Annotated in this window: 22 protein-coding genes; 13 read left to right on the forward strand and 9 right to left on the reverse strand. The window is 74.5% G+C overall.

All coding sequences use genetic code 11. The features are described 5' to 3' along the window. The first annotated feature begins 355 nt into the window (after positions 1-355). From CUT44_RS19425 to CUT44_RS19450, 6 genes are all read left to right on the forward strand, one after another. A complete protein-coding gene (locus CUT44_RS19425) occupies positions 356-1,363 on the forward strand; it encodes a glycoside hydrolase family 11 protein (RefSeq protein ID WP_100203418.1) in 1,008 nt (335 codons plus the stop codon). Between the two features lie 154 nt (positions 1,364-1,517). Beyond that, on the forward strand, positions 1,518-2,465 hold the full coding sequence (locus CUT44_RS19430) for a helix-turn-helix transcriptional regulator (RefSeq protein WP_100203168.1): 948 nt from the start codon (positions 1,518-1,520) through the stop codon (positions 2,463-2,465). After that, positions 2,462-3,229: an SDR family NAD(P)-dependent oxidoreductase gene (locus CUT44_RS19435; protein WP_100203169.1), complete on the forward strand. Its 768-nt coding sequence runs from the start codon at positions 2,462-2,464 to the stop codon at positions 3,227-3,229. The genes CUT44_RS19430 and CUT44_RS19435 overlap by 4 nt, the downstream gene beginning before the upstream one ends. Positions 3,230-3,645: 416 nt before the next feature. Beyond that, on the forward strand, positions 3,646-4,143 hold the full coding sequence (locus tag CUT44_RS19440) for a helix-turn-helix domain-containing protein (protein WP_158239636.1): 498 nt from the start codon (positions 3,646-3,648) through the stop codon (positions 4,141-4,143). Between the two features lie 63 nt (positions 4,144-4,206). Further along, positions 4,207-4,821, forward strand: coding sequence for a hypothetical protein (locus CUT44_RS19445; RefSeq protein ID WP_100203171.1), 615 nt, complete (start codon positions 4,207-4,209; stop codon positions 4,819-4,821). Between the two features lie 145 nt (positions 4,822-4,966). Beyond that, positions 4,967-5,779 carry an SAM-dependent methyltransferase gene (locus CUT44_RS19450; RefSeq protein WP_100203419.1) on the forward strand — a complete coding sequence of 271 codons (813 nt, stop codon included), beginning with the start codon at positions 4,967-4,969 and terminating at the stop codon, positions 5,777-5,779. A 33-nt stretch (positions 5,780-5,812) separates the two neighbouring features. Here the strand turns inward: CUT44_RS19450 and CUT44_RS19455 are convergent, their stop codons facing one another. The 4 genes from CUT44_RS19455 to CUT44_RS19470 form a co-directional block, all read right to left on the reverse strand. Further along, complete coding sequence (locus CUT44_RS19455; RefSeq protein ID WP_100203172.1) at positions 5,813-7,933, reverse strand: S9 family peptidase; 2,121 nt, start codon at positions 7,931-7,933, stop codon at positions 5,813-5,815. Next, a complete protein-coding gene (locus tag CUT44_RS19460; RefSeq protein WP_100203173.1) occupies positions 7,906-9,690 on the reverse strand; it encodes an N-acetylglutaminylglutamine amidotransferase in 1,785 nt (594 codons plus the stop codon). The genes CUT44_RS19455 and CUT44_RS19460 overlap by 28 nt, the downstream gene beginning before the upstream one ends. A gap of 333 nt (positions 9,691-10,023) precedes the next feature. Then, the gene (locus tag CUT44_RS19465; RefSeq protein ID WP_100203174.1) at positions 10,024-10,743 is read right to left on the reverse strand and encodes a GntR family transcriptional regulator; all 720 of its coding nucleotides are present in this window, start codon (positions 10,741-10,743) and stop codon (positions 10,024-10,026) included. 42 nt (positions 10,744-10,785) lie between these two features. Then, a complete protein-coding gene (locus CUT44_RS19470; RefSeq protein WP_100203175.1) occupies positions 10,786-11,754 on the reverse strand; it encodes an AraC family transcriptional regulator in 969 nt (322 codons plus the stop codon). A gap of 123 nt (positions 11,755-11,877) precedes the next feature. Here CUT44_RS19470 and CUT44_RS19475 point away from each other — a divergent pair, with 123 nt between their 5' ends. Together CUT44_RS19475 and CUT44_RS19480 are read left to right on the forward strand one after the other, a co-directional pair. After that, on the forward strand, positions 11,878-13,407 hold the full coding sequence (locus CUT44_RS19475) for an MFS transporter (protein WP_100203176.1): 1,530 nt from the start codon (positions 11,878-11,880) through the stop codon (positions 13,405-13,407). Then, positions 13,404-14,336 (forward strand): SDR family oxidoreductase, encoded by a 933-nt coding sequence (locus CUT44_RS19480; RefSeq protein WP_100203177.1) that lies wholly within the window; start codon positions 13,404-13,406, stop codon positions 14,334-14,336. Before CUT44_RS19475 ends, CUT44_RS19480 begins: the two co-directional genes overlap by 4 nt. 157 nt (positions 14,337-14,493) lie before the next feature. Here the strand turns inward: CUT44_RS19480 and CUT44_RS19485 are convergent, their stop codons facing one another. Both CUT44_RS19485 and CUT44_RS19490 read right to left on the reverse strand, forming a co-directional pair. Continuing rightward, positions 14,494-15,000 carry a hypothetical protein gene (locus tag CUT44_RS19485; RefSeq protein ID WP_100203178.1) on the reverse strand — a complete coding sequence of 169 codons (507 nt, stop codon included), beginning with the start codon at positions 14,998-15,000 and terminating at the stop codon, positions 14,494-14,496. Positions 15,001-15,062: 62 nt separating this feature from the next. After that, the gene (locus CUT44_RS19490; protein WP_100203179.1) at positions 15,063-15,380 is read right to left on the reverse strand and encodes a DUF2795 domain-containing protein; all 318 of its coding nucleotides are present in this window, start codon (positions 15,378-15,380) and stop codon (positions 15,063-15,065) included. Positions 15,381-15,559: 179 nt separating this feature from the next. On the opposite strand from CUT44_RS19490, the gene CUT44_RS19495 reads away from it, so the two are divergent. Continuing rightward, positions 15,560-16,315 (forward strand): vWA domain-containing protein, encoded by a 756-nt coding sequence (locus CUT44_RS19495; protein WP_100203180.1) that lies wholly within the window; start codon positions 15,560-15,562, stop codon positions 16,313-16,315. A 123-nt stretch (positions 16,316-16,438) separates the two neighbouring features. Here the strand turns inward: CUT44_RS19495 and CUT44_RS19500 are convergent, their stop codons facing one another. Both CUT44_RS19500 and glgX read right to left on the reverse strand, forming a co-directional pair. Continuing rightward, on the reverse strand, positions 16,439-16,711 hold the full coding sequence (locus CUT44_RS19500; RefSeq protein ID WP_233221502.1) for an EF-hand domain-containing protein: 273 nt from the start codon (positions 16,709-16,711) through the stop codon (positions 16,439-16,441). Between the two features lie 63 nt (positions 16,712-16,774). After that, positions 16,775-19,033 (reverse strand): glycogen debranching protein GlgX, encoded by a 2,259-nt coding sequence (gene glgX / locus CUT44_RS19505; RefSeq protein ID WP_233221503.1) that lies wholly within the window; start codon positions 19,031-19,033, stop codon positions 16,775-16,777. 214 nt (positions 19,034-19,247) lie between these two features. Here glgX and CUT44_RS19510 point away from each other — a divergent pair, with 214 nt between their 5' ends. Both CUT44_RS19510 and CUT44_RS19515 read left to right on the forward strand, forming a co-directional pair. Next, a complete protein-coding gene (locus CUT44_RS19510) occupies positions 19,248-20,015 on the forward strand; it encodes an enoyl-CoA hydratase/isomerase family protein (protein ID WP_100203183.1) in 768 nt (255 codons plus the stop codon). Positions 20,016-20,244: 229 nt separating this feature from the next. Then, positions 20,245-20,751 carry an ATP-binding protein gene (locus CUT44_RS19515; RefSeq protein ID WP_100203184.1) on the forward strand — a complete coding sequence of 169 codons (507 nt, stop codon included), beginning with the start codon at positions 20,245-20,247 and terminating at the stop codon, positions 20,749-20,751. A 35-nt stretch (positions 20,752-20,786) separates the two neighbouring features. Here CUT44_RS19515 and CUT44_RS19520 read toward each other — a convergent pair whose 3' ends face one another. Beyond that, positions 20,787-21,134 carry a hypothetical protein gene (locus tag CUT44_RS19520; protein WP_100203185.1) on the reverse strand — a complete coding sequence of 116 codons (348 nt, stop codon included), beginning with the start codon at positions 21,132-21,134 and terminating at the stop codon, positions 20,787-20,789. A 135-nt stretch (positions 21,135-21,269) separates the two neighbouring features. Here CUT44_RS19520 and CUT44_RS19525 point away from each other — a divergent pair, with 135 nt between their 5' ends. Further along, positions 21,270-23,204 carry an ABC transporter ATP-binding protein gene (locus tag CUT44_RS19525; protein ID WP_100203186.1) on the forward strand — a complete coding sequence of 645 codons (1,935 nt, stop codon included), beginning with the start codon at positions 21,270-21,272 and terminating at the stop codon, positions 23,202-23,204. Beyond that, a complete protein-coding gene (locus tag CUT44_RS19530; protein ID WP_100203187.1) occupies positions 23,201-25,129 on the forward strand; it encodes an ABC transporter ATP-binding protein in 1,929 nt (642 codons plus the stop codon). Before CUT44_RS19525 ends, CUT44_RS19530 begins: the two co-directional genes overlap by 4 nt. Positions 25,130-25,177: the final 48 nt, after the last annotated feature.

Here is a 25,177-nt window from a genome sequence, read left to right on the forward strand (position 1 = left end):
ATTCTCCCGTCCTCGGGACCCGGCGCCACAACAAGGTTTCCGCAATGTTTCCGGAACCATTGACAGCTTGACGGAGACAGGTCAAAACTGTCGGCGTCGGCAGGCCCGCAACCCCCTGCCGACGCCCAGGTCACGGGACATGGCCTGGGCTTCCGGTCGTCGGCCGTGACGACCGTTTCACCCCCACCGTCGTTGTACGGCATCGGTGTGCGGCGGCCTTCCCACTCCGGCCGCCGAGAGCCCCGCCGTGCCGTACACGTTGCCCGGCAGCACTGCCGGCCCTCAGGAAAGAGGAGGCACGCACGTGAACGACGCACACCCCCACCGGAAGAGACAGGCACCGGGCCGTACCGGACTGCTGTCGAGAAGCCGCCGGTTCGGCCGTCTCAAGCTGTTCGTCAGCAGCATCTGCGCCGTACTGGCCGCGGCCCTGGCGTTCTCGCCCGGCACCGCCCACGCCCAGACCGTCACCTCGAACCAGACCGGCAACCACGGCGGGTACTTCTTCTCGTTCTGGACCGACGCCCCCGGAACGGTCTCCGCGACCATGGGGAACGGCGGCAACTACAGCACCTCGTGGAGCAACACCGGCAACTTCGTCATCGGCAAGGGCTGGAGCACCGGCGGACGCCGCACCGTCACCTACTCGGGAAGCTTCAACCCGTCCGGCAACGCGTACCTGACGCTCTACGGCTGGTCCAGGAACCCGCTCGTCGAGTACTACATCGTCGACAACTGGGGCACCTACCGGCCCACCGGAACCTTCAAGGGCACGGTCACCACCGACGGCGGCACGTACGACATCTACGAGACGACGCGGGTCAACGCCCCCTCCATCGAGGGCGACAGCTCGACCTTCAAGCAGTTCTGGAGCGTGCGGCAGCAGAAGCGGACCGGCGGCACCATCACCACCGGCAACCACTTCGACGCCTGGGCCCGCCACGGCATGAACCTGGGTTCCCACGACTACATGATCATGGCGACCGAGGGCTACCAGAGCAGTGGCAGCTCCAACATCACGCTGGGCTCCTCCGGCGGTGGCGGCGGAACCGGCGGCGGTGGCACCGGTGGCGGCGGAACCGGCGGTGGCGGTGGTGGCGGCTGCTCCGCAACCCTGTCCGCGGGCGACAAGTGGAACGACCGGTACAACCTCAACGTCTCGGTCTCCGGATCCAGCAACTGGACCGTGACGATGAACGTGCCGTCCCCCGCCACGATCACCTCCACCTGGAACGTCACCGCCACCTGGCCGAGCAGCCAGGTGATGACCGCCAGACCCAACGGCAACGGCAACAACTTCGGTGTCACCATCCAGCACAACGGCAACTGGACCTGGCCGACGGTGTCCTGTAGCGCCGGCTAGCTCCCGCGACACCTGACGCACCGCGCTTGAAGCACCGCATCACACCCGTGGCGCGGCGGCCTCCCGGCCGCCGCGCCACAGCGCCGTCCGGCCGGACCGGACCGGACGGGACCGGACGGGACCGGACCCGGCACGCGCTCACTAGCATGGCCGGGTGGGCACATCGAGGCTTCCCGCCGAGGCGCGGCAGCGGCGCAGATCCGAGTTGCGCGAGTTCCTGCGGTCGCGGCGGGCCCGGCTGACTCCTGCGGACGTGGGTATGCCGGACAGCGGGAACCGCCGTACACCGGGGCTGCGCCGGGAGGAGGTGGCGGTACTCGCCGGGGTCGGGGTGTCCTGGTACACCTGGCTCGAGCAGGGGCGTGACATCAACGTGTCCGACGGTGTCCTGGACTCCGTCGCGCGCGTGCTGCGGCTCGGCCCGGCCGAGCGCGAGCACCTGTACCTCCTCGCCGGTCTCAACCCCCCGCCACCGGCGCCGTCCCGGCGGCACGTCCCGGACGAGCTGCGGCGGCTGATCGACGGCTGGCTGCCGCGGCCCGCGTACGTCATGGACCGGCACTGGAACACCGTGGTGCTCAACCGCGCCGCGCGGCTGGCGTTCCAGTGCACCGAGATCGACCACAACTGCCTGGTCAGCTTCTTCACCAACGCCCGCTACCGCGCCGTGCTCAAGCACTGGCGGAACGCGGCACGGGAGATCGCCGGCCAGTTCCGGGCGGACGCCGCCCGCTACCCGGAGGACCCCGAGTTCAGCCGGCTGGCCTCCGACCTGTGCGCCGTCAGCCCCGACTTCGCCGAGCTGTGGGCGGAGCTCCCCGTGGGCGGTTCCACCCACGGCACCAAGGCGCTGGAGCTCCCCGGGCTGGGGGCACTGACCTTCGAGTACACGGCGCTGCCCCTGCCCGAACTGCCCGGCCACCGCCTGCTGCTGCACACCCCCGCTCCCGGGACGGGGACGGGGACCCGGCTGGCGGAGTTGCTGGCGGCGCCGGAACCCCCGGCCCTCCGGACCCCCGAGGACCCGAAGGTGGTGGTGCCGGACCCAGGTTCGGCCGACACTGCCGGACCCACCCCCGCCGCCCGACGATCGTCTGCATGAAGCGATTCACCGGCAGGACTGTTCTGATCACCGGCGGCACCAGCGGCATCGGGTTCTCGACCGCGCGCAGGTTCCTCGACGAGGACGCGTACGTCGTCATCACCGGCCGCGACCAGGCCCGTCTGGACTCGGCCGTCACCCGTCTGGGCGCCGGCCCGGGCCGGGTCCTCGCCGTCCGTGCGGACGCCGCCGTCCCGTCCGACCTCGACCTGCTCATGCGGCGGGCCGGGGACTGGCGCGGCACCTTCGACGTGGTCTTCGCCAACGCGGGCGTGGCGGTCTTCAAGCCGGGCGACGCGATGACCGAGGCCGACTTCGACCACACCGTCGACACCAACTTCAAGGGGGTGTTCTTCACCGTCACCAAGGCCCTGCCGCTGATGCGGGAAGGCGGCGCCGTCGTCCTCAACGCCTCCTGGACCCTCCACCGCGGCCTCTCCGTCGCCCCGGTCTACGCCGCCGGCAAGGCCGCCGTGCACAACCTCGCCCGTACGCTCGGAGCCGACCTCGCGCCGCGCGGCATCCGCGTCAACTCCGTCAGCCCCGGCTACATCGACACCGAGATGTACCGGAGCGTCATCACCGACCCCGGCGCGGAGGCCCGCATCACGGCCGAGGTGCCGCTCGGCTCGCTCGGCCACCCGGACGACGTCGCCGCGGCCGTCGCCTTCCTGGCCTCGGACGACGCGTCGTACATCACCGGGCAGGACCTCGTCGTCGACGGCGGGCTCGTGGCGGCGGCGCCCGCGGGGCTGCGGGGCTGACACGCCGGGCGGGCGGGGACCGCTCCCCGCCCGCGTACCCGCCGGCACGCACACCCGTGGCAAAGCCGCGCACGTCCCCGACCACCGTGTGGCCGGCGGCCATGCCCCGGACCGGTCGTGTCGGTCGCGGGAGTTCCGCCTGCCCGGCCGTTCTCGCGCCACATCAGACGCAGGGAAGTTGACGGGCGTTGATGGTTAATCTGTGTGCGTCATTCGACGCAACGGAGGGTTCCGTGACTCCGCTCCCCCACCTGAAGGAGGGGGGCTTCCAACCCAAAGGTTGCGGTCCAGCCCGAACCGATCCCTTTCGGGACGAACAGAAAGCACCACAAGCCACGGAAGCGATTCTCCCCCTGGCTACGCCAGGGGCAACCCCACCACCGGCTGAAGCCGGTGGTCCCCTCGCCAGGAGACTGATGGCCGACGACTTCGGCGGCAGGCTCCGCATGCTCCTCGCCGAGCGGGGCCTGGGCCTGCGGGCCGCCGCCCGTTCTCTCGGCTGCGACGCCGCCCACCTGTCCCGCGTCGCCGACGGCAGGCAGCGGCCTTCGCTGCGGCTGGCATTGGCCCTGGACGAACTCCTGGGCGCCGGAGGGCGTCTGGTCTCCTCGACGGGACCGAGGCGGTTCCCTCCCCCCGCCGGGGATTCCTCCGGAGCCGGGTCCGGGGCCGAGGCCGAGGCCGAGGCCGGGTCCGAGGCCGCGTCGGTGCGGGCCGGTTTCCTGCGTCTCCTCGACCACGCCGACCGCCACGGCGGGGACACCGTGGCGACGGCGGCCGTCCAGATCTGGCGCGACGCACGGCGCAGGCCCGGTGCCGGAGCGATCCCCGGGAAGGAGCAGCGCCCTTGTCCGGCAGCGGTGGCCGAGGCCGCCGAGAGCGCGGGGTGGCTGCTCTTCGACGCCGGCAGGTGAGAGGAGGCGCGCGGAGCCTTCCTGGAGTCCCACCTGCTGGCCCGGCTGGCGGGGGACCGGCCGATGCAGTGGTTCGCCCTGGACATGCTCGCCATGCTGGCCGTGGACTCGGCCCGGCCGGACGAGGCCCTGCGTATCGCGGACGAGTTGCTGTCCCGGTCCCGCGTACCGCCGCGCGTCGCGCTGCTGGCCCGGATGCGGCGCGGCCGTGCCCTGGCCGCGATGGGGGACGGCCGACGGGCTCTGGCCAGTCTCGGCGCCGCGCGGAGCGGTCTCCTGGAGTCGGTCGGCCCCCGTGATCCGGCCTGGACGTGGTGGGCCGACGAACGCGAGGTGACGGGCCACCTGGGGCAGGCCCTCATCGACCTGGGCGACCCCGGGAAGGCGGTCCCCCACCTCCGGTACGCCCACGCCAGGGCACTGGACCAGCAGTCCGGCGAGGAGGGCCGGAGCGCCATGCACTACCGCGTGGAACTGCTGCGCGGGTGTACGGCCGTCCGCGCCTGGGCCGAGGTCGAGGAAGAACTCCAGGCGCTCTCCCCGCTGCTGGGCACCATCGGCTCGGGGCGGAACCGCCGTATGCTGCGGGGCGCGCTGCGTTCCCTCGCCCGGACCTCCGGCGTCCCCTCCCGGATCTCCGCCCTCGCGGCGGAGACGGCCCGCGCCGCGGCGGGGTAGCGGCCGTCCCGCAGATCGTCCGGTACACGACCATCGGTGACGCCGGCTCCCGCCCTACCCTGCTGCCGGGGGCCGCTCCCGTGACCGGGGAGCGAGCGCCCGTGACCAGCGACCGAACGGGAGGGGAGCCGTTGTGACGGACACCATGGACACCACGAACGCCGGGGCCGCCGGGGATGACGTGCTGTCCCGCGTCGACGCGACCGTGCCGCACTCGGCCCGGATCTGGAACTACTGGCTGGGCGGCAAGGACAACTACGAGGTCGACCGGATCGAGGGCGACCGCTACCGGGAGACGTTCCCCGGCATCGTGGACATGGCCCGCTCCTCGCGCGGCTTCCTCGTCCGGGCCGTGACGCACCTGGCCGGCGAGGTGGGCGTCCGGCAGTTCCTGGACATCGGCACCGGGCTGCCCACCTCGGACAACACCCATGAGGTCGCCCAGCGCGCCGCGCCCGGCGCCCGGATCGTCTACGTCGACAACGACCCGCTCGTCCTGGCGCACGCCCGCGCCCTGCTCACCTCCACCCCCGAGGGCGCCACCGACTACGTGGACGCCGATCTGCGCGACACCGGCCGCGTCCTGGCCGAGGCCGCCCGCACCCTGGACCTCGGCAAGCCGGTCGCGCTGATGCTGATGGGCATTCTCGGCCACATCGGCGACTACGACGAGGCGCGGTCGATCGTGCGGCGGCTGCTGGACCCCCTGCCGTCCGGCAGCCACCTGGTGCTCTACGACGGCACCGACACCGACGAGGCGCTGGCCGCGGCCCAGCGGCACTACGACGAGGGCGGCTCGCTGCCGTACCGGCTGCGCGCCCCGGAGCGGATCGCCGGCTTCTTCGACGGTCTGGAGCTGCTGGCGCCCGGCGTGGTGTCCACCTCCCGCTGGCGGCCGGGGACCGGCGGGGTGCCGGACGAGGTGAAGACCTTCGGCGGGGTGGGGCGCAAGCCGTAGGCCGCAGCGGCGGGGAGGCGGGGAGACGGCCGGTCAGCCGGGCGACAGGTGGCGTTCCAGCCAGTCGGCCGTCAACCGCCGGAACAGACGGCGGTTCTCGGCGCGCAGGAACTCGTGCCCCTCGTCGCGCAGGGTCAGCAGCTCGGCGGGCACTCCGCGCTCCCGGGCCGCCCGGACGAACCGTTCGGACTCGCCGGGGGGCACATTGGTGTCGTGCTCGCCGTGGACGGCGAGCACCGGCGCCCGCAGCGCGTCGATCCGGCTCATCGGCGACAGGGCGCGCAGCAGTTCGCGGTCCCGCTCGGGATGGCCGTACTTGTGGACGGCCGACTGGGCGATCCACGGCTCGGTGCCCGCGAAGAAGGCCGCGAAGTCGGACATGCCGCACACCGCGACGCCGGTGCGGAACAGGTCCGGGTGCCGCACCAGGGCGGCCATCGTCAGATAGCCGCCGTAGGAGCGGCCCATGACGGCCAGCCGGGACAGGTCGGCGGGGCCCTCCGCCACGGCGTGCGCGGCGCAGTCGGCGACGTCGTCGATGGCGGCGAACCGCCCCGCGCCCAGGTCGGCGTCGGTGAAGGTGCGGCCGTGCCCGGCGGAGCCGCGCACGTCGGGGGCGAAGACGTCCAGGCCGCGGCCGAGGATCTCGTGGTAGAGCGGGTTGAACACCGGCCGCTCCTGCTCCTCCGGACCGCCGTGCAGATGGATCACACAGGGCGCCGGCTCGGTGGGAGCGCGGCCCGGCGCCCGGTAGTACCAGCCCTGCAGCGGCAGGCCGTCACGGGCCACCGGCCGCAGCGGCACGGGTTTCACGGGCGGGCGGGGCGGCGGTACGGCGTCCTCGTCGCGGGAGGACCAGGCGGTGCGCAGCGGGGAGCCGTCCCGCGGCAGCCACCACACGCCCGGGCGGCGTCGCGATCCGGACAGGGCCAGCAGCCAGCCGCCGGGACCGGCCGGGGCGATCCGGGTGACCACCTCGTGCGGCAGCGGTACGGGGCGGGACGGCCCGGCGGCGGGCGCGGGGACAGCGGCGGGGGCGGTTCCGGGGGCGGGTACGGCCCCGGACAGCGGCACGGTCTCCAGTTCGCTCGCGCCGCGCACGTTCCAGGCGAGCTGGGCGGTGCGCCGGTCGCGGCCGAGGGCGAGATGCTCCAGTTCGCACTCCGCGCGCCCGGCCGCGACGGTCGTGCCCACCGGCGCCCCGTCCGCGTCCAGTGCGACGGCGAGCAGGGCGGCGTACTCGCGGCCGTTGTCGCTGCGCAGCCACACCGTGCGGCCGCCCGGACCGAAGCCGCCGATCCACGGGTCGCCGTCGGCGACCGGGAGGACGCAGGTGGTGCGCAGATCGGTCTGCCGCACCACCAGGGCCTCGCGCCGGCCGCGCGGGCCGCGCCGCAGCAGCGCCAGCCGTCCGTCGTCGTCGAGGTCGCAGACCCGCAGGGTCGCGGCGCCGTACTCGACGGCCAGCAGGGCGGGGGCCGAGCCGCCCTCGGGGTCGACGAGGTAGGCGGCCAGTTCACCGTCGGGACCGCCCAGCAGTACGGCGCGTCCGTCGCGGCCGGTCCAGCCGGGCGGACGGGAGGCTCCGGCGGGGCCGGTCCCGTCGGGCGGGGCGGCCGGGGAGTCCGGCGGGGCGGCGACGGTGACGGCCAGCGCGGTGCCGTCGGGCCGCCAGCGGCCCAGATACGCGGAGCTGCCGGGTTCGGCGCCCGCGAGGATCCGGCGTCCGCCGCCGTCGGGGCGTACGCACAGCACCCGGGTGTGCTCGCCGCCGCCGGGCGCGGTGGTGTAGGCGATCCAGCGGCCGTCGGGCGACCAGGAGACCTCCTTGACGGGGTCGGGATCGGAGTCGAGCAGCCGCGCCTCCCCCTCTCCGGCGAGGGCGTCGGCCGGGCCGGTCCACAGTTGCGGTACGCCGCCGCGGTCGCAGACGAAGGCGGCCCGGTCGCCGCCGGGGTCCGCCGAGGGGTACCAGCAGCCGTGCGCGGTCAGCCGGTCCGGGACGCCGCGCGGCCCGGCGGCGTCGGGCAGCGGTACGGGTTCCGGGGCGGGCACCGCGGTGCGGGGCGCGTGCGTGTCCGCGTCCGCGTCCGGGCCGTACGGGCCGCGCACCCCCGGGTGGCCGGTCAGCGTATTCCGTGTGTCTGCAGCCATATCTCCAGCAAAGCGATCTGCCACAGGGCGTTCGCCCCGCGCCGGGTGCGGTGGTCGTCGGGCGCGGCGAGCAGCTCGGCGACGTACTCCTCCCGGAACACGCCGCGCTCCCTGGCCTCGGGGGCCGACAGTGCCTCGCGTACCCGTTCCAGCACCGGTCCCGCCATGCGGGTGATCGCGGGGACCGGGAAGTAGCCCTTGGGCCGGTCGACGACCTCGGCGGGCAGGACCTTCCGGCCGGCGGCCTTCAGGACGCCCTTGCCGCCGTCGGCCAGTTTCGGTCCGGGCGGGCAGGCGGCGGCCAGCTCGACCAGCTCGTGGTCGAGGAAGGGCACCCGGGCCTCCAGGCCCCAGTCCATCGTCATGTTGTCCACCCGTTTGACCGGGTCGTCGGGCATCAGGACGTGGGTGTCCAGGCGCAGCACCGCGTCCAGCGCGGTCTCGGCCCCGGGGGCGGCCAGGTGGTCGCGGACGAACTCGCCGGAGACGTCGTGGCCGGGGAGCAGGGCGGGCCGCAGGATCCGGGCGAGAGCGGTGTGCGGATGGTCCGCGTAGGTCTCGTTGTACGCCTCGGCGGCGCGCTCGCGCGGTGCCGCGGCGATGTCCGGGTACCAGTGGTAGCCCGCGAACACCTCGTCGGCGCCCTGGCCGCTCTGGACGACCCGGACCTCCTTGGCCACCTGTTCCGACAGCAGGTGGAAGGCGACCACGTCATGGCTGGTCATCGGCTCGCTCATGGCCGTGATCGCGTCGTCCAGGGCGGTGGAGACCCGGTCGGAGGGGACCATGAGCTGGTGGTGGTCGGTGGCGAAGTGCCGGGCCACCAGGTCCGAGTAGGCGAACTCGTCGCCCTCCTGGCCGCCCTCGGCCTCGAAGCCCACGCTGAACGTGGCCAGGTCCCGCTGCCCCTCCTCGGCCAGCAGCGCGACGATGAGGCTGGAGTCCAGTCCGCCGGAGAGCAGTACGCCGACGGGGACGTCCGCCACCATCCGCCGCCGTACCGCCGTGCGCAGCGCCTCCAGCACGGCGTCGCGCCAGTCCTCGGCGGTCATGCCCGCGTGCTCCGGGCGGCGGGTGTAGGAGGGCTGCCAGTAACGGTGGTCGCGGTGGGTGCCGTCCGGCTCGATGACGCGCACGGTCGCCGGAGGCAGCTTGCGCACTCCCGCCAGGACGGTGCGGGGCGCGGGCACCGTCGCGTGCCAGCTCAGGTAGTGGTGCAGGGCGACGGGGTCGAGGGAGGTGTCCACCTCGCCGGCCGCCAGCAGCGCGGGCAGGGAGGAGGCGAAGCGGAGCCGGCCGGGCGCGGGCGCCAGGTACAGCGGCTTGATGCCCAGCCGGTCGCGGCCCAGCACCACCCGGCCGGTGGTCTGCTCCACGACGGCGAAGGCGAACATGCCGTGCAGGCGGTCGACGAAGCCGGTACCCCACTGCCGGTACGCCTTGAGGAGCACCTCGGTGTCGGAGGTGGAGAAGAAGCGGTGGCCCTTGTCCCGCAACTCGTCGCGGAGCTCACGGTAGTTGTAGATGCAGCCGTTGAAGACGCCGGTGAGCCGTTCCCCGGGGTCGGTCATCGGCTGCGCGCCGGCCTCCGACAGGTCGATGATGCTGAGTCGGCGGTGCCCCAGCGCCACGGGGCCCTGGGACCACACACCCCGGCCGTCGGGGCCGCGGGGCGCGAGCCGGTCGGTCATGCGCTCGGCGGCGGCGACGTCGGGCCGGGAGCCGTCGAAGCGGATCTCTCCGCTGATCCCGCACATCAGCCGGCACCTCCCCGTGCCGCACCACCGGCGGTGCCCGGCGGCGGGGCCGGGGAGTGGCACGGGCGGATCGTGGTCGGGGCGGTGCTGTTGCGCATGGCGGAACTGCTCTCCCGGTTCGTCGTACACGTCTGGGGCGCGGGGCCACGGGGCGGGCCCCGCGGCTCCGGCCGGTACGTCGGGTCGCCGCCCGGTTCCGGGCGGCGACCCGACGGCACGCCGTGCCGTCCGGATGCCCGGCATATGCCTGTTCATTCCGTATGACGCTTTACGCCACCGGCGCGTCACGGAGCGTCGGCGCCCGCACATACCCGGCCGCCCGGCCCGCGCGCGTCAGGCCGTCGTGGTCCCGCCCCCGGGTACGGGCCCGGCGGGGACCCGCCGCCCCGCCGCCCACAGTTCGCCCAGCCGGGTGAGGTGGCCGCGCATGTACTCCTCGGCGGCGGGGGCGTCGCCGTCGAGCATCAGGTCGAGCAGGGTCAGGTGCTCCTGGGCGGACTCCTCCAGCGGGCCGGGGCCGGTCAGGGCGGCCAGGCCGTGCAGGCGGGAGCGTCTGCGCAGGTCACCGACCGTCTCGGCGAGGCGGGGATTGCCCGACAGGGCGAGCAGGCCGAGGTGGAAGCGGTGGTCGGCCTCCAGGTAGGCGACCGGGTCGCCGGCCCGGGCGGCGGTCACGGTCTCCTCCGCCGCCGGCCGCAGCGCCTCCAGTTGCCCGGGCACGGCCCCGGCCGTCACCCGGCCGACGGTGGGTACCTCCAGCAGGACGCGGATCTCCGTGAAGTCCGCCAGATCGCGCCCGGTGGTCTCGGCGACCCGGAAGCCCTTGTTGCGCACCGTCTCCACCAGCCCCTCGCGCACCAGGTCCAGCATGGCCTCGCGGACGGGGGTGGCGGAAACGCCGTACTCGGCGGCGAGGGCGGGGGCGGAGTAGACGGTGCCGGGCCGCAGCCGCCCCTCGGTCAGCGCGGTGCGGAGGGCGGCGGCCACCTGGTCGCGCAGGGGCTCGTGGACGGTGACGGATCTGCGGGGTCCGGGAGGTCTGGGATCGCTCATGGGGGCCTTTCCTGCCTGCTGGCAACAGCGTAGGCCGTCCGGTCAGCGGCGGGTCCGGCCGAGGCGGGCCGCCCGGTACTCGCCGGGCGTGCTGCCGGACTCCGCGCGGAAGGCCAGGTGGAACCCGACGGTGCTGCGGTAGCCGATCCGCTCGGCGATCTCCGCCTGCGGCACGGCCGGGTCCGCGAGCAGCAGTCTGGCCTCCCGCATCCGCCAGGCGGTCAGATGACGGGCCGGCGGCTCGCCGACGAGTTCCCGGAACGTCCGGGCGAACGCGGAGCGGGACATGCCCGCCACCCTGGCGAGGGACTCGACCGTCCAGGGCCGGCCGTACTCGGCGTACATCGCGGCCAGCGCCCGGCCGATGCCCGGGTGCCGCAGTGCCCGTAGTGCGGGGGAGGTACCGGCGAGCCGCTCCATCGCCACCCGCAGGGCCAGGACGAAGACCATCTCGAAGGCCCGCAGCGCCACCAGGCCGGCGCCCGGAGCGGTCCGCGCGGTCTCGGCGGTGAGAGCCTCCAGGGTGCGGGCCAGGAGGGGTTCGCTCCCGATCGTGGCCCGGCGCAGCACGAGCACCCGGGGCAGCGAGCGGTACAGGGGCGGCTCACCGGTCTCGTCGTAGTGGAGCCCGGCGCAGAGGATCTCGGTGTCCGGCTCCCCGCCGCCGATCCGGATGTGCCGGGAGGTCCCCGGGCGGGTGTCCGGCAGGAGGGCGTCGAAGGGGAGCCCGAGGCGGCCGGGGCGGTCCGCGAAGGTGTGGGCGGTGCCGTACGGGAAGACCGCGAGGTCGCCGGTCCCCAGACGCAGTGCCTCGGAGCCGTCGTCGAAGAAGACGGCGCACTCGTTGCGCAGCACGTGGTGCAGGACGGCGCAGTTGTCGTCCTTGCCCCGTACACCCCACTGCCCGCCCGCCGTCCACCGGCTGTGGAAGATGCCGTTCAGCCGCAGGGGGCGCAGCAGTTCGCTGAGCACGTCGGTCTCGGCGGCGGTGCCGGTACGGGAGGCGGACATGGACGATCCCTGTGTGTGGGAGGCGTTTGGTTTATTGAGCGTACCGACCCGGTCCCGTGACGCTTGGTGCGGCGGGGACACGGCCCCGCCTGCCGCTTCCCCGAGCACGCGGAGGGTCCGACCATGCGCAGTTCCCTCACCGGGACGGACGAGACGGAAGAGGAGGCAGGAGAGGAGAGGGCGGAGAGGTCCGAGGCGTCCGGACCGGTGCCGGTGGCCCCGCACGGCCGCCGGCGGGCGCTGGCACTGCTGGCCGGTACCCAGTTCCTGCTGATCCTCGACACGGCGGTCGTCAACGTCGCCGCCCCCGCCATGGGGCGGGAGCTGGGCATCTCGCCCGCCGGGCTGTCCTGGGTGGCCAACGCCTATCTGGTGTCGTTCGGCGGTCTGCTGCTGGTCTGCGGGCGGGCGGCCGATCTGGTGGGCCACCGCGGGCTGTTCACCACCGGGCTGGGGGTACTGGCCGGTGCCTCCCTGCCGGGGGCGCTGGCCGGTGGCACTCCCCTGCTGATCACCGCGCGTGCCGCGCAGGGGGCGGGCGCGGCGATGACGGCCGCGGCCGCGCTGGCACTGCTGCTGGCGCTCTTCCCCGACGGTCCGGAGCGGCACCGGGCACTGGGTGTCTTCGCGGCGACGGCGGGGGCGGGCGGCGCGGCGGGCACGGTGCTGGGCGGGGTCCTCACCGACTGGTTCGGCTGGGAGTCGGTCTTCGTGCTGAACGCGCTCGCCGCGCCGGTCCTGGCCGCCCTGGCACTCCGGCTGCTGCCGCCCGGTGGGGCGGCGCGGCGCGACGGCCGCGGTTTCGGCGGCGGTCTCGGCCTGACCGGCGCGGTGTCGGTGACGGCCGGGCTCGCCCTGTCGGCGTACGCGCTGGTGGACGCCGGAGAGGCGGGCCGGCTCACACCGGGGGCCCTGGCGGCGGGTGCGGGTGCGGCGGTCGCGCTGGCGGTCTTCGCCCTGTCCGAATGGCGCGCGGCCGTACCGCTGCTGCCGGCGGAGGTGCTGGACCGGCCGGGGCTGCGGTCGGCCAACGTACTGGCCGGGCTGTGGCAGGCGGCGCTGTTCCCGATGTTCTTCCTGGTGAGCCTGTACCTCCAGGAGGTGCTGGGGCAGGCGCCCGCGATGGGCGGGCTCGGGTTGCTGCCGCTGTCGCTGACGGTCGTGGCGGTGGCACCGTGCACCGGCCGGCTCATCGGCCGCTTCGGGCCGCGCGCGGTGATGTGCGCGGGTTTCGTCCTGGTCGCGACCGGGATGGCCTGGCTGTCCGCGCTCTCCGCGCCGGGTTCCTTCGCCGGTGACGTACTGCTGCCGAGCCTGCTGCTGGGGGTGGCGCTGCCACTGGTGTCGGTCACCACGAACGCCGCCGCCACCGCCGGTGTCCGGCCGGAGGCGGCGGGGCTGGCCGCCGGTCTGGTCAGCACCAGTCTCCAGTTCGGGTCCGTGATCGGCCTGGCGGTGCTCTCGGGGGTCGCGGCGGTGCGGACGGAGGCGGCGGCGGGTGCCGGGGCGGCCGGGGACGCCGCGCTCACCGCGGGCTTCGGGGCCGCCTTCCTGGTGGGGACGCTGGTGGCCGCGGTGGGCGCACTACTGGCCCTGCGGGTGCGGAACGGAACGGCCGGACAACGGAACGACCACGGAGAGGTGATCCCATGACCGGCGGACGCCGGAGGACATTCCTGGTGACGGGCGCCACCGGCGCCCAGGGTGGCGCCGTCACCCGGCTGCTGGCCGGACGGGGGCACGCGGTGCGGGGCCTGGCCCGCCGCCCGGCGGCGGCCGGCCCCGGGACCGCCGCCGTGGAGTGGCTGTCCTGCGATCTGGGGGACGCGGACGGCGTCCGCCGTGCCTTCGAGGGCGTCACCCGTGCCAGTGTGGTGCTACCGCTGGTGTACGAACCGGAGACCGTGCTGCGGTACGCCCGGAACATCGCCGACGCGGCGCGCGGGGCGGGAGTGGAGCGGCTCGTCTACAACACCAACACGCCCCTGCCGGAGGAGGGAACGCCGTACCCCGGATTCGAGACGCGGCGTGCGGCCGAGGCGGTACTGCGCGGCAGCGGGGTGCCCACGGTGGTCCTGCGGCCGACGGTCTATCTGGACAACCTGTTCGGCCCGTGGCACGGTCCGGCGCTGGTGGACGACGGGGTGCTCGCCTACCCGCTGCCCGCCTGGCGGCGGGTGGCCTGGCTGGCGCTCGACGATCTGGCCGCGGCCACCGTCGCGGCCCTGGAGGACCGGGACGGGCTCGCGGGCCCGGCGGACGGGGTGGTCGAACTCGGCGGAGCCGAGGCGGTCACCGGTCCGGAACTGGCCGCCGTGTTCTCCTCGGTGCTCGGCCGGGAGGTGGTCTACCGGCCGCTCGGTGCCGACGTGTTCGAGACCTCGCTGGCCGGGGCGGTGGGCGCGGAGTCGGCCGCCGGGGTGGCGGGGGTGTACCGCTACGCCGCCGGAACGCAGGCGCCCCGGCTGTTCGCCCCCGATCCGTCCGGGGCGGCGCGGGCACTGGGCGTTCGGCCCGTTCCGCTCGCGGAGTGGGTCGGGGGGCGCCCGTGGGAGCGGTGGTCGGGGGCGGCCGCCGGGTGACGTCCGCGCGCCCGGCCGGACGCCGGGCAGCCGGGCGCGCGGAGACGCCGCCGCGGCCGGCCGCCCCCGCGCTCGTCCCCGCGGCACATGGCCGAACCGTCGGGGACTGCTCCCGGGAGGGCCCGCTGGGCGGGCCCGTGCGGGTCCCGTACGGGACTCAGCGGCGCGGCTTGGTCTCGTAGCGGGGGCCGAGGTCGGGGCTGTCGCCGGCCTGGACCTCGCTGGCCAGCTTGTGGACGGCCACCAGGTCGTGCAGCAGTCCCCTGGTCTCCTCCTGCGGCAGACCGGTGGCCCGGGAGACGTCCTGGAGGTGGACGGGCTCGCCGGGGTGCTTCTGCTCCTCGCCGACCAGGGCGCGGAAGACCTTCTCGTGCTCCTCGCCGTACTCCGGTGCGCCGCGGCCGGTGAAGTCGCGGCCCGTTACCGGCTCCGCGGCCTGCTCACGGCTCCTGGCCTCGCGCGCGGTGCGCGAGTGGTGCTTGCCGCGGTCCCGGGTCTCCAGCTTCTCCTCGTGGGTGATGGTGGAACGGCCGGGGAGGTGGGTGCGCTGCTTGGACGCGCCACTGGTGGTGCCCCGCTCACTGGGCTGCTCACCGGTCCGCCCGGCCTCCCGGGCCGCCGCGCGCTTCTGGTCCTCGTTGCCCTCGACCTTCTTGCTCACCATGGAAGTCCTCCTTTCGTCCGCTGTCCGTCCGCTGTCCGTCCGCCCGGCCTCGGAAGGGCGGTTCAGCGGTCCAGTTCGTCCTGCACCGGGGGCTTGTCCGCGTCCCGCAGGTGCTGCGAGAGGCCGGGCTTACCGCCCTTGCGGGCCTGCTGAGCGCGTTGCGCGGCGCTGTGCCCGAGGTCGGAGTCCGGGTCCACGCGGACCGAGCGCGCCACCTCGTCGCGGTTGGCGTACTGGTCGGGCGGGATGCCGCGCAGGGCCTTCAGAGCCTCCTCGGAGGCGCCCCCGGTCCGGGCGGCCCGCAACAGGTCGTCCTTGCCCGCCGGGAAGTCGACGTCCTTCAGCGAGCCCAGGATCTCTTGTACGTCCGTGTGAGCCATGCCGGGCGGGTGCCCTGCCATCGGAGAACGAAAACCGCAAATCGGATGGGTGCGGAGGAAAGGCCGGACCGTCCGACCGACTGTCCACAGGACCGCTCCCGCCCCGCTCCTCCTGCACTACTCTCGGCGTCCGCACCACCGAGCACCAGCAAGCACCACCGCGCACAGGGGGTTTCACCATGGCCGTCGACTACGTCAAGAGGCCGGATGCCGGCGGTGGTTCCGGTTCCGCCATCGGCCTGGAGCAGGTGCGGGCGACCGCACCGGGTCTGGTGAACCTCTACAAGCAGGCCGCCGTCAGCCTGGAGAAGCACCGGTTGGCGGGCGAGCGCGCCGCGGTCTACCTGGTGCTGGACCGGTCCGGTTCGATGCGCCCGTACTACCGCGACGGCAGCGTGCAGCACCTGGCCGAGCAGGTCCTCGGGCTGGCGGCGCACCTGGACGACGACGGACGGGTGCCGGTGGTCTTCTTCAGCACCGCTGTGGACGGGGCCGCCGAGGTGTGGCTGGACGACTACGCCGGCCGGGTCGGCGCCCTCCACGACTCGCTGGGCCACATGGGCCGCACGAACTACCACCTGGCCATGGAGGCGGTGGTCGAGCACCACCGGGAGAGCGGTGCGGACGTCCCGGCGCTGGTGGTCTTCCAGACCGACGGCGGCCCCTCGTCGCGGGCGGCGGCCGAGCGGGTGCTGTGCGAGGCCGCGCGGCTGCCGCTGTTCTGGCAGTTCATCGGCTTCGGCGAGGACGAGTTCCGCTTCCTGCGGAAGCTGGACGAGCTGCCCGTGCCCGCGAAGCGGGTGGTGGACAACGCCGGGTTCTTCGCGGCCGGGCCCGAACCGCGCGCCGTGCCCGACGCGGTGCTGTACGACCGGCTGACCGGCGAGTTCCCCGACTGGCTGCGGGCCGCCCGGGCCGCCGGCATCGTGCGCTGAGCACACGGCGGACGGCGGAGGCGGGCGGCCCTGACGCGGCGCCGCCCGCCGGGCCGGCGTGGTGACACCTGCCTCAGGCCATCGTGACGGCACCTGCCTCAGGCCATCGTGACGGCACCTGTCTCAGGCCATCGTGACGGCCTTCTGGCGGGCCAGCCGGAACTCCTCGAAGGAGAGCAGACCGTCGCCGTTGCCGTCGTGCTGGTCGATCAGGGTCTGGGCCAGGCCCGCGGTGATGTGGTGGTCCCCCAGCTCGCTCATCACCTGGTGGAACTCCGCCGCCGTGATCAGTCCGTCCCCGTTCAGGTCGAACCGGTCGAAAACCCTGCGCGCGGCCTCGATCCCGGTTTCGGCAGTGTCGCCCATCGCCTGCTGCTCCTCCCCTGGTGCGGTCATGTCGCGCACACCCTAACCGGCCGCACCAGGCGCCTCACATGCCGCATCCGTAACAGCCGTGCGTCAGTACATCACGCGCCACACCAGCACCGAGCGCGCCGGGAGTTCCACCGCCTCGCCCGCCGGATGCACGGTGCCCGGCTCGGTCTCCTGGTCCTCCCGTGAGGTGTCCACGACCAGCTCGTACGCCTGCCCCCAGGGCGGGGAGGGCAGCCGGAAGCTCCCCTCCTCCCCCTCGGCGTGGAGGACGACCAGGAAGCTGTCGTCGGTGACCGGCTCGCCCGTCGCGTCGCGCTGCGGGATGTCCCGGCCGGACAGGTACATGCCCAAGGTGGCGCCGGGCGCGTGCCAGTCCGCCCCGGTCATCTCCTCGCCCGCGCCGTTGAACCAGGCCAGGTCGCGCAGCCCCTCGGGACCGTGCGCCCGCCCCGAGAAGAAGGCCCGCCGCCGCAGCACCGGATGGTTCCGGCGCAGGGTGATCAGCCGGGCGGTCAGCTCGTACAGCGCCCGCCAGCCGGGCTCGGCCAGCAGCGACCAGTCCACCCAGCCGGTCTCGTTGTCCTGGCAGTAGGCGTTGTTGTTGCCGCCCTGGGTGCGGCCCATCTCGTCGCCGGCCACCAGCATCGGCACTCCGGTGGACAGCAGCAGGGTGGTCAGCAGGTTGCGGAGCTGGCGGCGGCGCAGGGCGGTGATCTCCGGGTCGTCGGTCTCGCCCTCCGTACCGCAGTTCCACGAGCGGTTGTCGTCGGTGCCGTCGCGGTTGCCCTCGCCGTTGGCCTCGTTGTGCTTGCGCTCGTAGCTGACCAGGTCGCGCAGGGTGAAGCCATCGTGGGCGGTGACGAAGTTGACCGACGCGTACGGCCGCCGCCCGCCCCAGGCGTACAGGTCGCTGGAGCCCGACAGCCGGTAGCCCAGGTCGCGCACGTCCGGCAGGGCACCGCGCCAGAAGTCGCGGACGGTGTCGCGGTAGCGGTCGTTCCACTCCGTCCACAGCGGCGGGAAGGCGCCGACCTGGTAGCCGCCCGCACCGACGTCCCAGGGCTCGGCGATCAGCTTCACCCGGCGCAGCACCGGATCCTGGGCGATGACGGCCAGGAACGGCGAGAGCATGTCCACGTCGTGCATGGCGCGGGCCAGCGCGGCGGCCAGGTCGAAGCGGAAGCCGTCCACGCCCATCTCCTGCACCCAGTAGCGCAGCGAGTCGGTGATCAGCCGCAGCACCTGGGGCTGGACGACGTGCAGGGTGTTGCCGCAGCCGGTGTAGTCGGCGTAGCGGCGCGGGTCGTCGGCCAGCCGGTAGTAGCCGCGGTTGTCGATGCCGCGCAGGGAGAGCGTGGGCCCGTTCTCGTTGCCCTCGGCGGTGTGGTTGTAGACCACGTCGAGGATGACCTCGATCCCGGCCTCGTGCAGCGCCCGCACCATCCGGCGGAACTCCCCCACCTGCTGGCCGCGGGTGCCGGAGGCCGCGTAGGCGGCGTGCGGCGCGAAGTAGCCGACGGAGTTGTAGCCCCAGTGGTTGCGCAGGCCCCGGCGCAGCAGATGGTCCTCGTGCGCGAACTGGTGCACCGGCAGCAGTTCGACCGCCGTCACGCCCAGCCGGGTGAGGTGCTCGACCGCGGCCGGATGGGCGAGCCCGGCGTAGGTGCCGCGCAGTTCGGGCGGGATGTCCGGGTGGCGCATGGTGAAGCCGCGCACATGCAGTTCGTAGATCACCGAGTCGGCCCAGGGGACCTTGGGACGGCGGTCGTCGATCCACTCGTCGCCGGCGTCGGCGCCCGCGCCCAGGGCCGACTCGACGATGACGCCCTTGGGGACGTGCGGCGCCGAGTCGTGCTCGTCGCGCACGGTGTCGGACAGGTGGCGCTGCGGCCAGCCGCGGACATGGCCGTAGACCTCGGGGGGCAGGGCGTACTCGCCGTCCACCGCCCGGGCGTACGGGTCGAGCAGCAGCTTGGCGGGGTTCCAGCGGGAGCCGGTCCACGGGTCCCAGCGGCCGTGCACCCGGTAGCCGTAGCGCTGTCCGGGCAGGACGCCGGGCACGAAGCCGTGCCAGATCTCGTGGGTGTGCTCGGTCAGCGGGCAGCGCGTCTCGTTGCCCGCCTCGTCGAAGAGGCAGACCTCCACGGCCTCGGCGCCCGCCGACCACAGCGCGAAGTTGGTGCCCGGCACCCCGCCGGGGCCGATGTGGTGGCGGGCCCCGAGCGGCTGGGGGCTGCCGGGCCAGACGGTCGCGGACGGCGGCCGGTGGCCGTTCGGCCGCGGCCGGGGTGCTCCGTCGTACGCCGACTCCCAGCGGGTCTGCTGTTCGGGTGCGCTCGACACGTCCGACACGTTCTGCCTCCGGCGGCTCGCGGTTCGGACGGACAGCGGGCCGGGAGGAGGCCCGTGTCCGGGTCGGTCTTGCAGGAGTGTGCCCGGTGGGACCGTCCGCCTCACCCCCGTGATCGATCGTGACCGGTCCGCCGCCCGGGACGGAGGCGGGGGACGGCACCCGGGCGGCGGACCGCGCCGCGTTAACGACGGCTAACCTGCCCCCATGACTGTGACTCTTCAGGCCGAAGGCGGCGTCGGCACCATCCGGCTCGACCGCCCGCCCATGAACGCGCTGGACATCGCCACCCAGGACCGGCTGCGGGAGCTGGCCGCGGAGGCGGCGCACCGCGACGACGTACGGGCCGTGGTGCTCTACGGCGGGGAGAAGGTGTTCGCGGCGGGCGCGGACATCAAGGAGATGCGCGAGATGGACCACGCGGCGATGGTGGCCCGCGCCCGCGGCCTCCAGGACGCCTTCACCGCCGTGGCCCGCATCCCCAAGCCGGTGGTGGCCGCGGTGACCGGCTACGCGCTGGGCGGCGGCTGCGAGCTGGCGCTGTGCGCCGACTACCGGATCGCCGCCCAGGACGCGAAGCTCGGCCAGCCCGAGATCCTGCTCGGGCTGATCCCGGGCGCGGGCGGCACCCAGCGGCTGGCCCGGCTGGTCGGTCCGTCGAAGGCCAAGGACCTGATCTTCACCGGCCGCCAGGTGAAGGCCCCGGAGGCCCTGGCGCTCGGCCTGGTGGACGAGGTGGTGCCGGCCGCGGAGGTCCACGAGCGGGCCCACGCCTGGGCGGCACGGCTGGCCGCCGGGCCGGCCATCGCGCTGCGCGCGGCCAAGGAGTGCGTGGACGCGGGGCTGGAGACGGACATCGACACCGGGCTGGCGATCGAGCGGAGCTGGTTCGCCGGACTGTTCGCGACCGAGGACCGGGAGACCGGCATGCGCAGCTTCGTCGAGGAGGGGCCGGGCAGGGCGAAGTTCCGCTGAGCCGGGCCGGGCCGACGGACCGGGCACGGGGACGGGCACGGCACCGGGGACGGGAACGGGACCCGGATGGAGCGCGGGGGCGCGGAACGGCGCGCGAGCCGTTCCGCGCCTCGCCCCGGTGCGCCGGAGGGGGGTGTGGATCCCGCCGCGCTCCACCAAATACCCGGCCGGTGGACGGATTCCCGTGGTACGGCCTCGCGGTGGGCGTTCCGGAGCCATCATGAGAGCCATGGCGGGAGTCGACGGGGTGCGTACGGGACCTACCGGATCGTCGTCCGCACCCGTCCCGGCCCCGGTGCCCGCCGCGGCGGGCACGGGGCTCCCCGCCGCCCCGGACGAGCCCGGCGACCCGGCTGCCGGGGAGGTGCGGCTGCCCAACCGCCCCGAATCCGCACGCACCGCGCGCCGGCTCGCCCGCTCCGTCCTGCTGGCCCGCTGGGGGCTGCCCGTCCCACTCGCCGAGGACACCGTGCTGCTCGTCTCCGAACTGGTCGGCAACGCCGTACGGCACACCGGCGCCCATACCCTCGGGCTGCGCATGCGGCGGCAGCGCGGCCGGATCCGGGTCGAGGTCCGTGACCCCTCGCGCGGGCTGCCGTGCCTGCTGCCCGTCCGGGAGCTGGACGTCAGCGGCCGCGGGCTGTTCCTGGTGGAGCGGCTCTCCGACCGGTGGGGCGTGAACCTGCTGCCGTACGGCAAGACGACCTGGTTCGAGATGCGGACCGAGGAGCACTGACCGGGAGGCGCCGGCCGACGGAGCAGCGGCCGGTGTCAGCGGCCGGCCGCGTACCGCTGGGTGCCCGCCCGGCGCCGCCGGTCGTTGCACAGCAGGCATCGGCCCCAGCCGGGGGGCAGCGGATCCTCCTTGTCCCCGTACAGCGGGTCGATCGCGCCACGCGGATGCTCGCGGCAGCCCGTACCTCCCTGGCTCCCCTCCAGTGCCCGGGCCGCCTCCAGTGCCCGGCGCAGCGCGTCCACCAGCCCGGCCACCTGGTCCGCCGGGGGCGCGTCGTCCAGCCCGAAGGCGATGTCGGAGGCGGTGTGCAGCGCGGTCTGCAGCTCCCGCACCTCCGCCCGGCCTCCCTGAGCCGGCTGTCCTGTCTGTCCTGTCTGACCCATACGCCGCAGCGTAGGCGCCCGCACCGACAATCCGGCCCGCGGTCCGGCACGGGCCCCGCGAAGGGGGTGCCGCCGCGGCCCCGCGACGGAAAACCGCGTGTGCTCCGTCAGTGGCGAACCGTAGTCTCACTCCTGATGTCTGCCGTCGCCACCGATCCCCCACATCCCGGTTCCCCCCACTCCGCCCCTCCCCCGGCCGCCGGTCCCCCCGGGTCCGCCGCGGGGCCCGGGCCCGCCGGGGACGCCGACCGCTCCGCCGTGCGCTCCCTGCTGCGGCTGTGGCCCTATGTGCGTCCCGTGCGGGCGCGGCTGTTCACGGCGGCGTTCGTCGCGATCGTCGCCTCCTGCCTGGGCCTGGTCATCCCGCTGATCCTGAAGTGGCTCGTGGACGGCCCCATCGCCGGCCGCGACACCGGCGGGGTGTGGCTGGGCGGCGCCCTGCTGCTGGCCGTCGGTGTGCTGGAGGCGCTGCTGTTCGGGCTGCGGCGGTGGCTGGTGGCCCGTCCGCTGGCCGGGGTGGAGGCGGCGATGCGCGCCGACCTGTTCCGGCATCTGCAGCGGCTGCCGGTCGCCTTCCACGACCGCTGGGCGAGCGGTCAGCTGCTCTCCCGGGCCACGGCCGACCTGCATCTGCTGCGGTTGTTCCTGGCCTTCCCGCTCACCTTCCTGCTGGTCAACGCCACCACCATCCTGGTGGGCTGCGCCGTGCTGCTGGCCCAGGAGTGGACGCTGGGGCTGGTGCTGCTGGCCCCCGTGGCGCCGCTGGTGGTGCTGTGCTCGGTCTTCGAGGTGCGGTACGCGCTGGCGGCGCGCCGGGCACAGGACCAGGTGGGCGATCTGACCACGGTCGTCGAGGAGTCGGTCCTCGGCATCCGGATCATCAAGGGCTTCGGCCGCCACCGCAGCCAGGCCCGCGCCTTCCGGGAACTCTCCCGGCGGCTGCTGGACACCGAGCTGCACAAGGCGCGGCTGCTGGCGGGCGTCTGGGCGGTGATCATGACACTGCCGGAGCTGGCCATCGGCGCCGCCCTGGTGTGGGGGACGGTCCAGGTGGCCGACGGGGAGCTGTCGGCGGGCACCCTGGTCGCCTTCCTCACCACCGCGCTGGCGCTGCGCTGGCCGGTGGAGTCGATCGGCTTCCTGCTCGCCATGAGCAACGAGGCGGCCACCGCGGCCGACCGCTACTTCGAGGTGCTGGACGAGCCGGTGCCGCCGGACAGGCTCACCACCGGCGTTCCCGCCCCCGGCCCCGCTCCCGGCCTCCCGGCGGCGGGGGCCGCCCGGGCGGACGGCCTCCGCTTCGAGCGGGTCGTCTTCCGGTATCCGGACGCACCGCCGGACGCCCCGCCCGTCCTGGACGGCGTCGACCTGCACATCCGCACCGGCGAGACGATGGCACTGGTCGGCGCCACCGGCAGCGGCAAGACCACGCTCACCGCCCTGATCCCCCGGCTGCACGAGGTCACCTCCGGCCGGATCACCCTCGACGGCCGGGACACCGCGGCGCTCTCCCGCGACGAGCTGCGCGCACTGGTCGCCGTGGCCTTCGAGGAGCCCACCCTGTTCTCCGCCTCGGTGCGGGAGAACCTCCTCATGGGCGCCTCCTCGGCCGAGGACGCCGGGGGCGCCGGGGACGCCGACCTGGCGCGGGCCCTGCGGGTCGCCCGGGCCGAGGAGTTCGTCTCCGCGCTGCCGCAGGGGGCGGACACCCAGGTCGGCGAGCAGGGACTGAGCCTGTCCGGCGGCCAGCGGCAGCGGCTGGCGCTGGCCCGCGCCGTCGTGGGCCGCCCCCGCTTCCTCGTGCTGGACGATCCGCTCTCCGCGCTCGACGTCCACACCGAGGCCCTGGTGGAGGCGGCCCTGCGCGAGGTGCTGGCCGGCACCACCGCCCTGGTGGTCGCGCACCGGCCCTCCACCGTGCTGCTGGCCGACCGGGTGGCGCTGCTGTCGCGGGGCCGGATCGCGTCCGTCGGCACCCATCAGGAGCTGCTGCGCACCAGTGCCGAGTACCGCCGGCTGATGTCCGGCGCGGACCACTCGGACCTGGGGGACCACGAGGAGGAGCGATGACCGCGACCGTCACCGAGCCGCCCTCCGAGGGAGAGGGCACCCCGAACGCCCCGGACGTTCCGAACGCCCCGGACATTCCGGAGGACGGGCGGGGCGGCGGGCCGGCCGCGGCACCGGACGGACCGGACGGCCGGACGGACGCGTTCGACCGCGACGTCCTGCCCGCCCCGCGGGGCGCCTCACGCCGGCTGCTCGGCTCGCTGCTGCGCCCGCACCGGCCGCGGGTGGCCGTGGCCGCCGTGCTGCTGCTCCTGCAGCAGGCCGCCGTGCAGGCCGGACCGCTGCTGGTGGCGTACGCCATCGACCGGGCCGTGCCCGCCCTGCGCGACGGCGACCGCGGACCGCTGCTGGCCGTCGCGGCGGGGTACGCGCTGTGCGCGCTGTCCGCCGGCGCGCTGCAGTACGCCTTCGTCCGCGCCGCCGCCCGGATCAACCAGCGCGTCCTGCTGGAACTGCGGGGCCGGATCCACCGGCACGCCCAGGCCCTCAGTGTGGACTTCCACGACCGCTACACCTCCGGCCGGCTGATCTCCCGCGCCACCACCGATGTCGAGGCGCTGCGCGAGCTGCTGGACGAGGGGCTGCAGGAGCTGCTGGGTGTGATCCTGTCGGTGGTCTACATCTGCGTGACGCTGCTCTGGCTGGACCTCGGGCTGGGCGGCGCGGCGGTGCTCTCCTTCGTGCCGCTGCTGATGATCGTGCAGAACTTCCGGCGCCGCTCGAAGCGCGTCTACAGCCGGAAGTCCACGGCCACCGCGGCGCTCATCGTGCGGTTCACTGAGACGGTGAACGGCATCCGCCCGGTGCAGGCGTTCCGCCGCGAGCGGGCGGGCGAGGCGGAGTTCGGCCGCCTCAACGACCGGCATCTGCGGCTCAACGGCGACGCCATCCTGGAGATGGCCCGCTATGTGATCTCCTCCCGGCTGGTCGCCAACACCGCGCTGGCCGCCATCGTGCTCTGGGGCGCGCACCGGGTGGCGTCCGGTTCGCTGGAACTGGGTGTGCTGGCCGCGGCGGCGCTGTACCTGCGGCGGCTGTACGACCCGATCGACCGGCTGGGAATGTTCCTCAACTCCTACCAGTCCGCGGCCGCGTCCCTGGAGAAGATCGCCGGACTGCTCGCCCAGCGCCCGTCCGTTCCCGAGCCGGTCCGCCCCCGGCCGCTGCCGGAGCTCTCCGGAGGCGGGCCGGGCCGGTCGGCGGTGTTCGAGGAGGTGCGCTTCGCCTACCGCACCGGCGGTGAGGTCCTGCCCCGTCTCGACCTGGAGATCCCGGCGGGGCAGACGGTCGCGGTGGTGGGCGCCACGGGCGCGGGCAAGTCCACGCTCGCCAAGCTGCTGGCCCGCTTCTACGACCCCACCGCGGGCCGGGTGCTGCTGGACGGGGTGGACCTGCGGGAACTGGCCACTCCCGAGCTGCGGCGCGGGGTGGTGATGGTGACCCAGGAGGCGTTCCTGTTCTCCGGCACGGTCGCGGAGAACATCGCGATCGGCCGCCCGGACGCCTCCCGGGAGGAGATCGAGCAGGCGGCGCGGGCGATCGGCGCCCACGAGTTCATCGCCGGCCTCCCCGACGGCTACGACACCGACGTGCGCAAGCGCGGCGGGCGCATCTCCGCCGGTCAGCGTCAGTTGGTCGGCTTCGCCCGGGCCCTGCTGGCCGACCCGGCCGTGCTCATCCTGGACGAGGCGACCAGTTCGCTGGACATCCCCGGTGAGCGCGCGGTGCAGCGGGCCATGCACACGGTGCTGCGCGGCCGTACGGCGCTGGTGATCGCCCACCGGCTGTCGACGGTGGAGATCGCCGACCGGGTGCTGGTCATGGCGGAGGGCCGGGTGGTGGAGGACGGTCCGCCGGCCGAACTGATCACCGGTACCGGCCGCTTCGCCGAGCTGCACCGGGCCTGGCGCGACAGCCTGGTCTGACGGTGAGGACGTGACGTGGTGACGCCGCCGGCGGGTCCGACCGGGGCG

The organism is Streptomyces carminius (assembly GCF_002794255.1).
Classification (GTDB): Bacteria; Actinomycetota; Actinomycetes; order Streptomycetales; family Streptomycetaceae; genus Streptomyces; species Streptomyces carminius.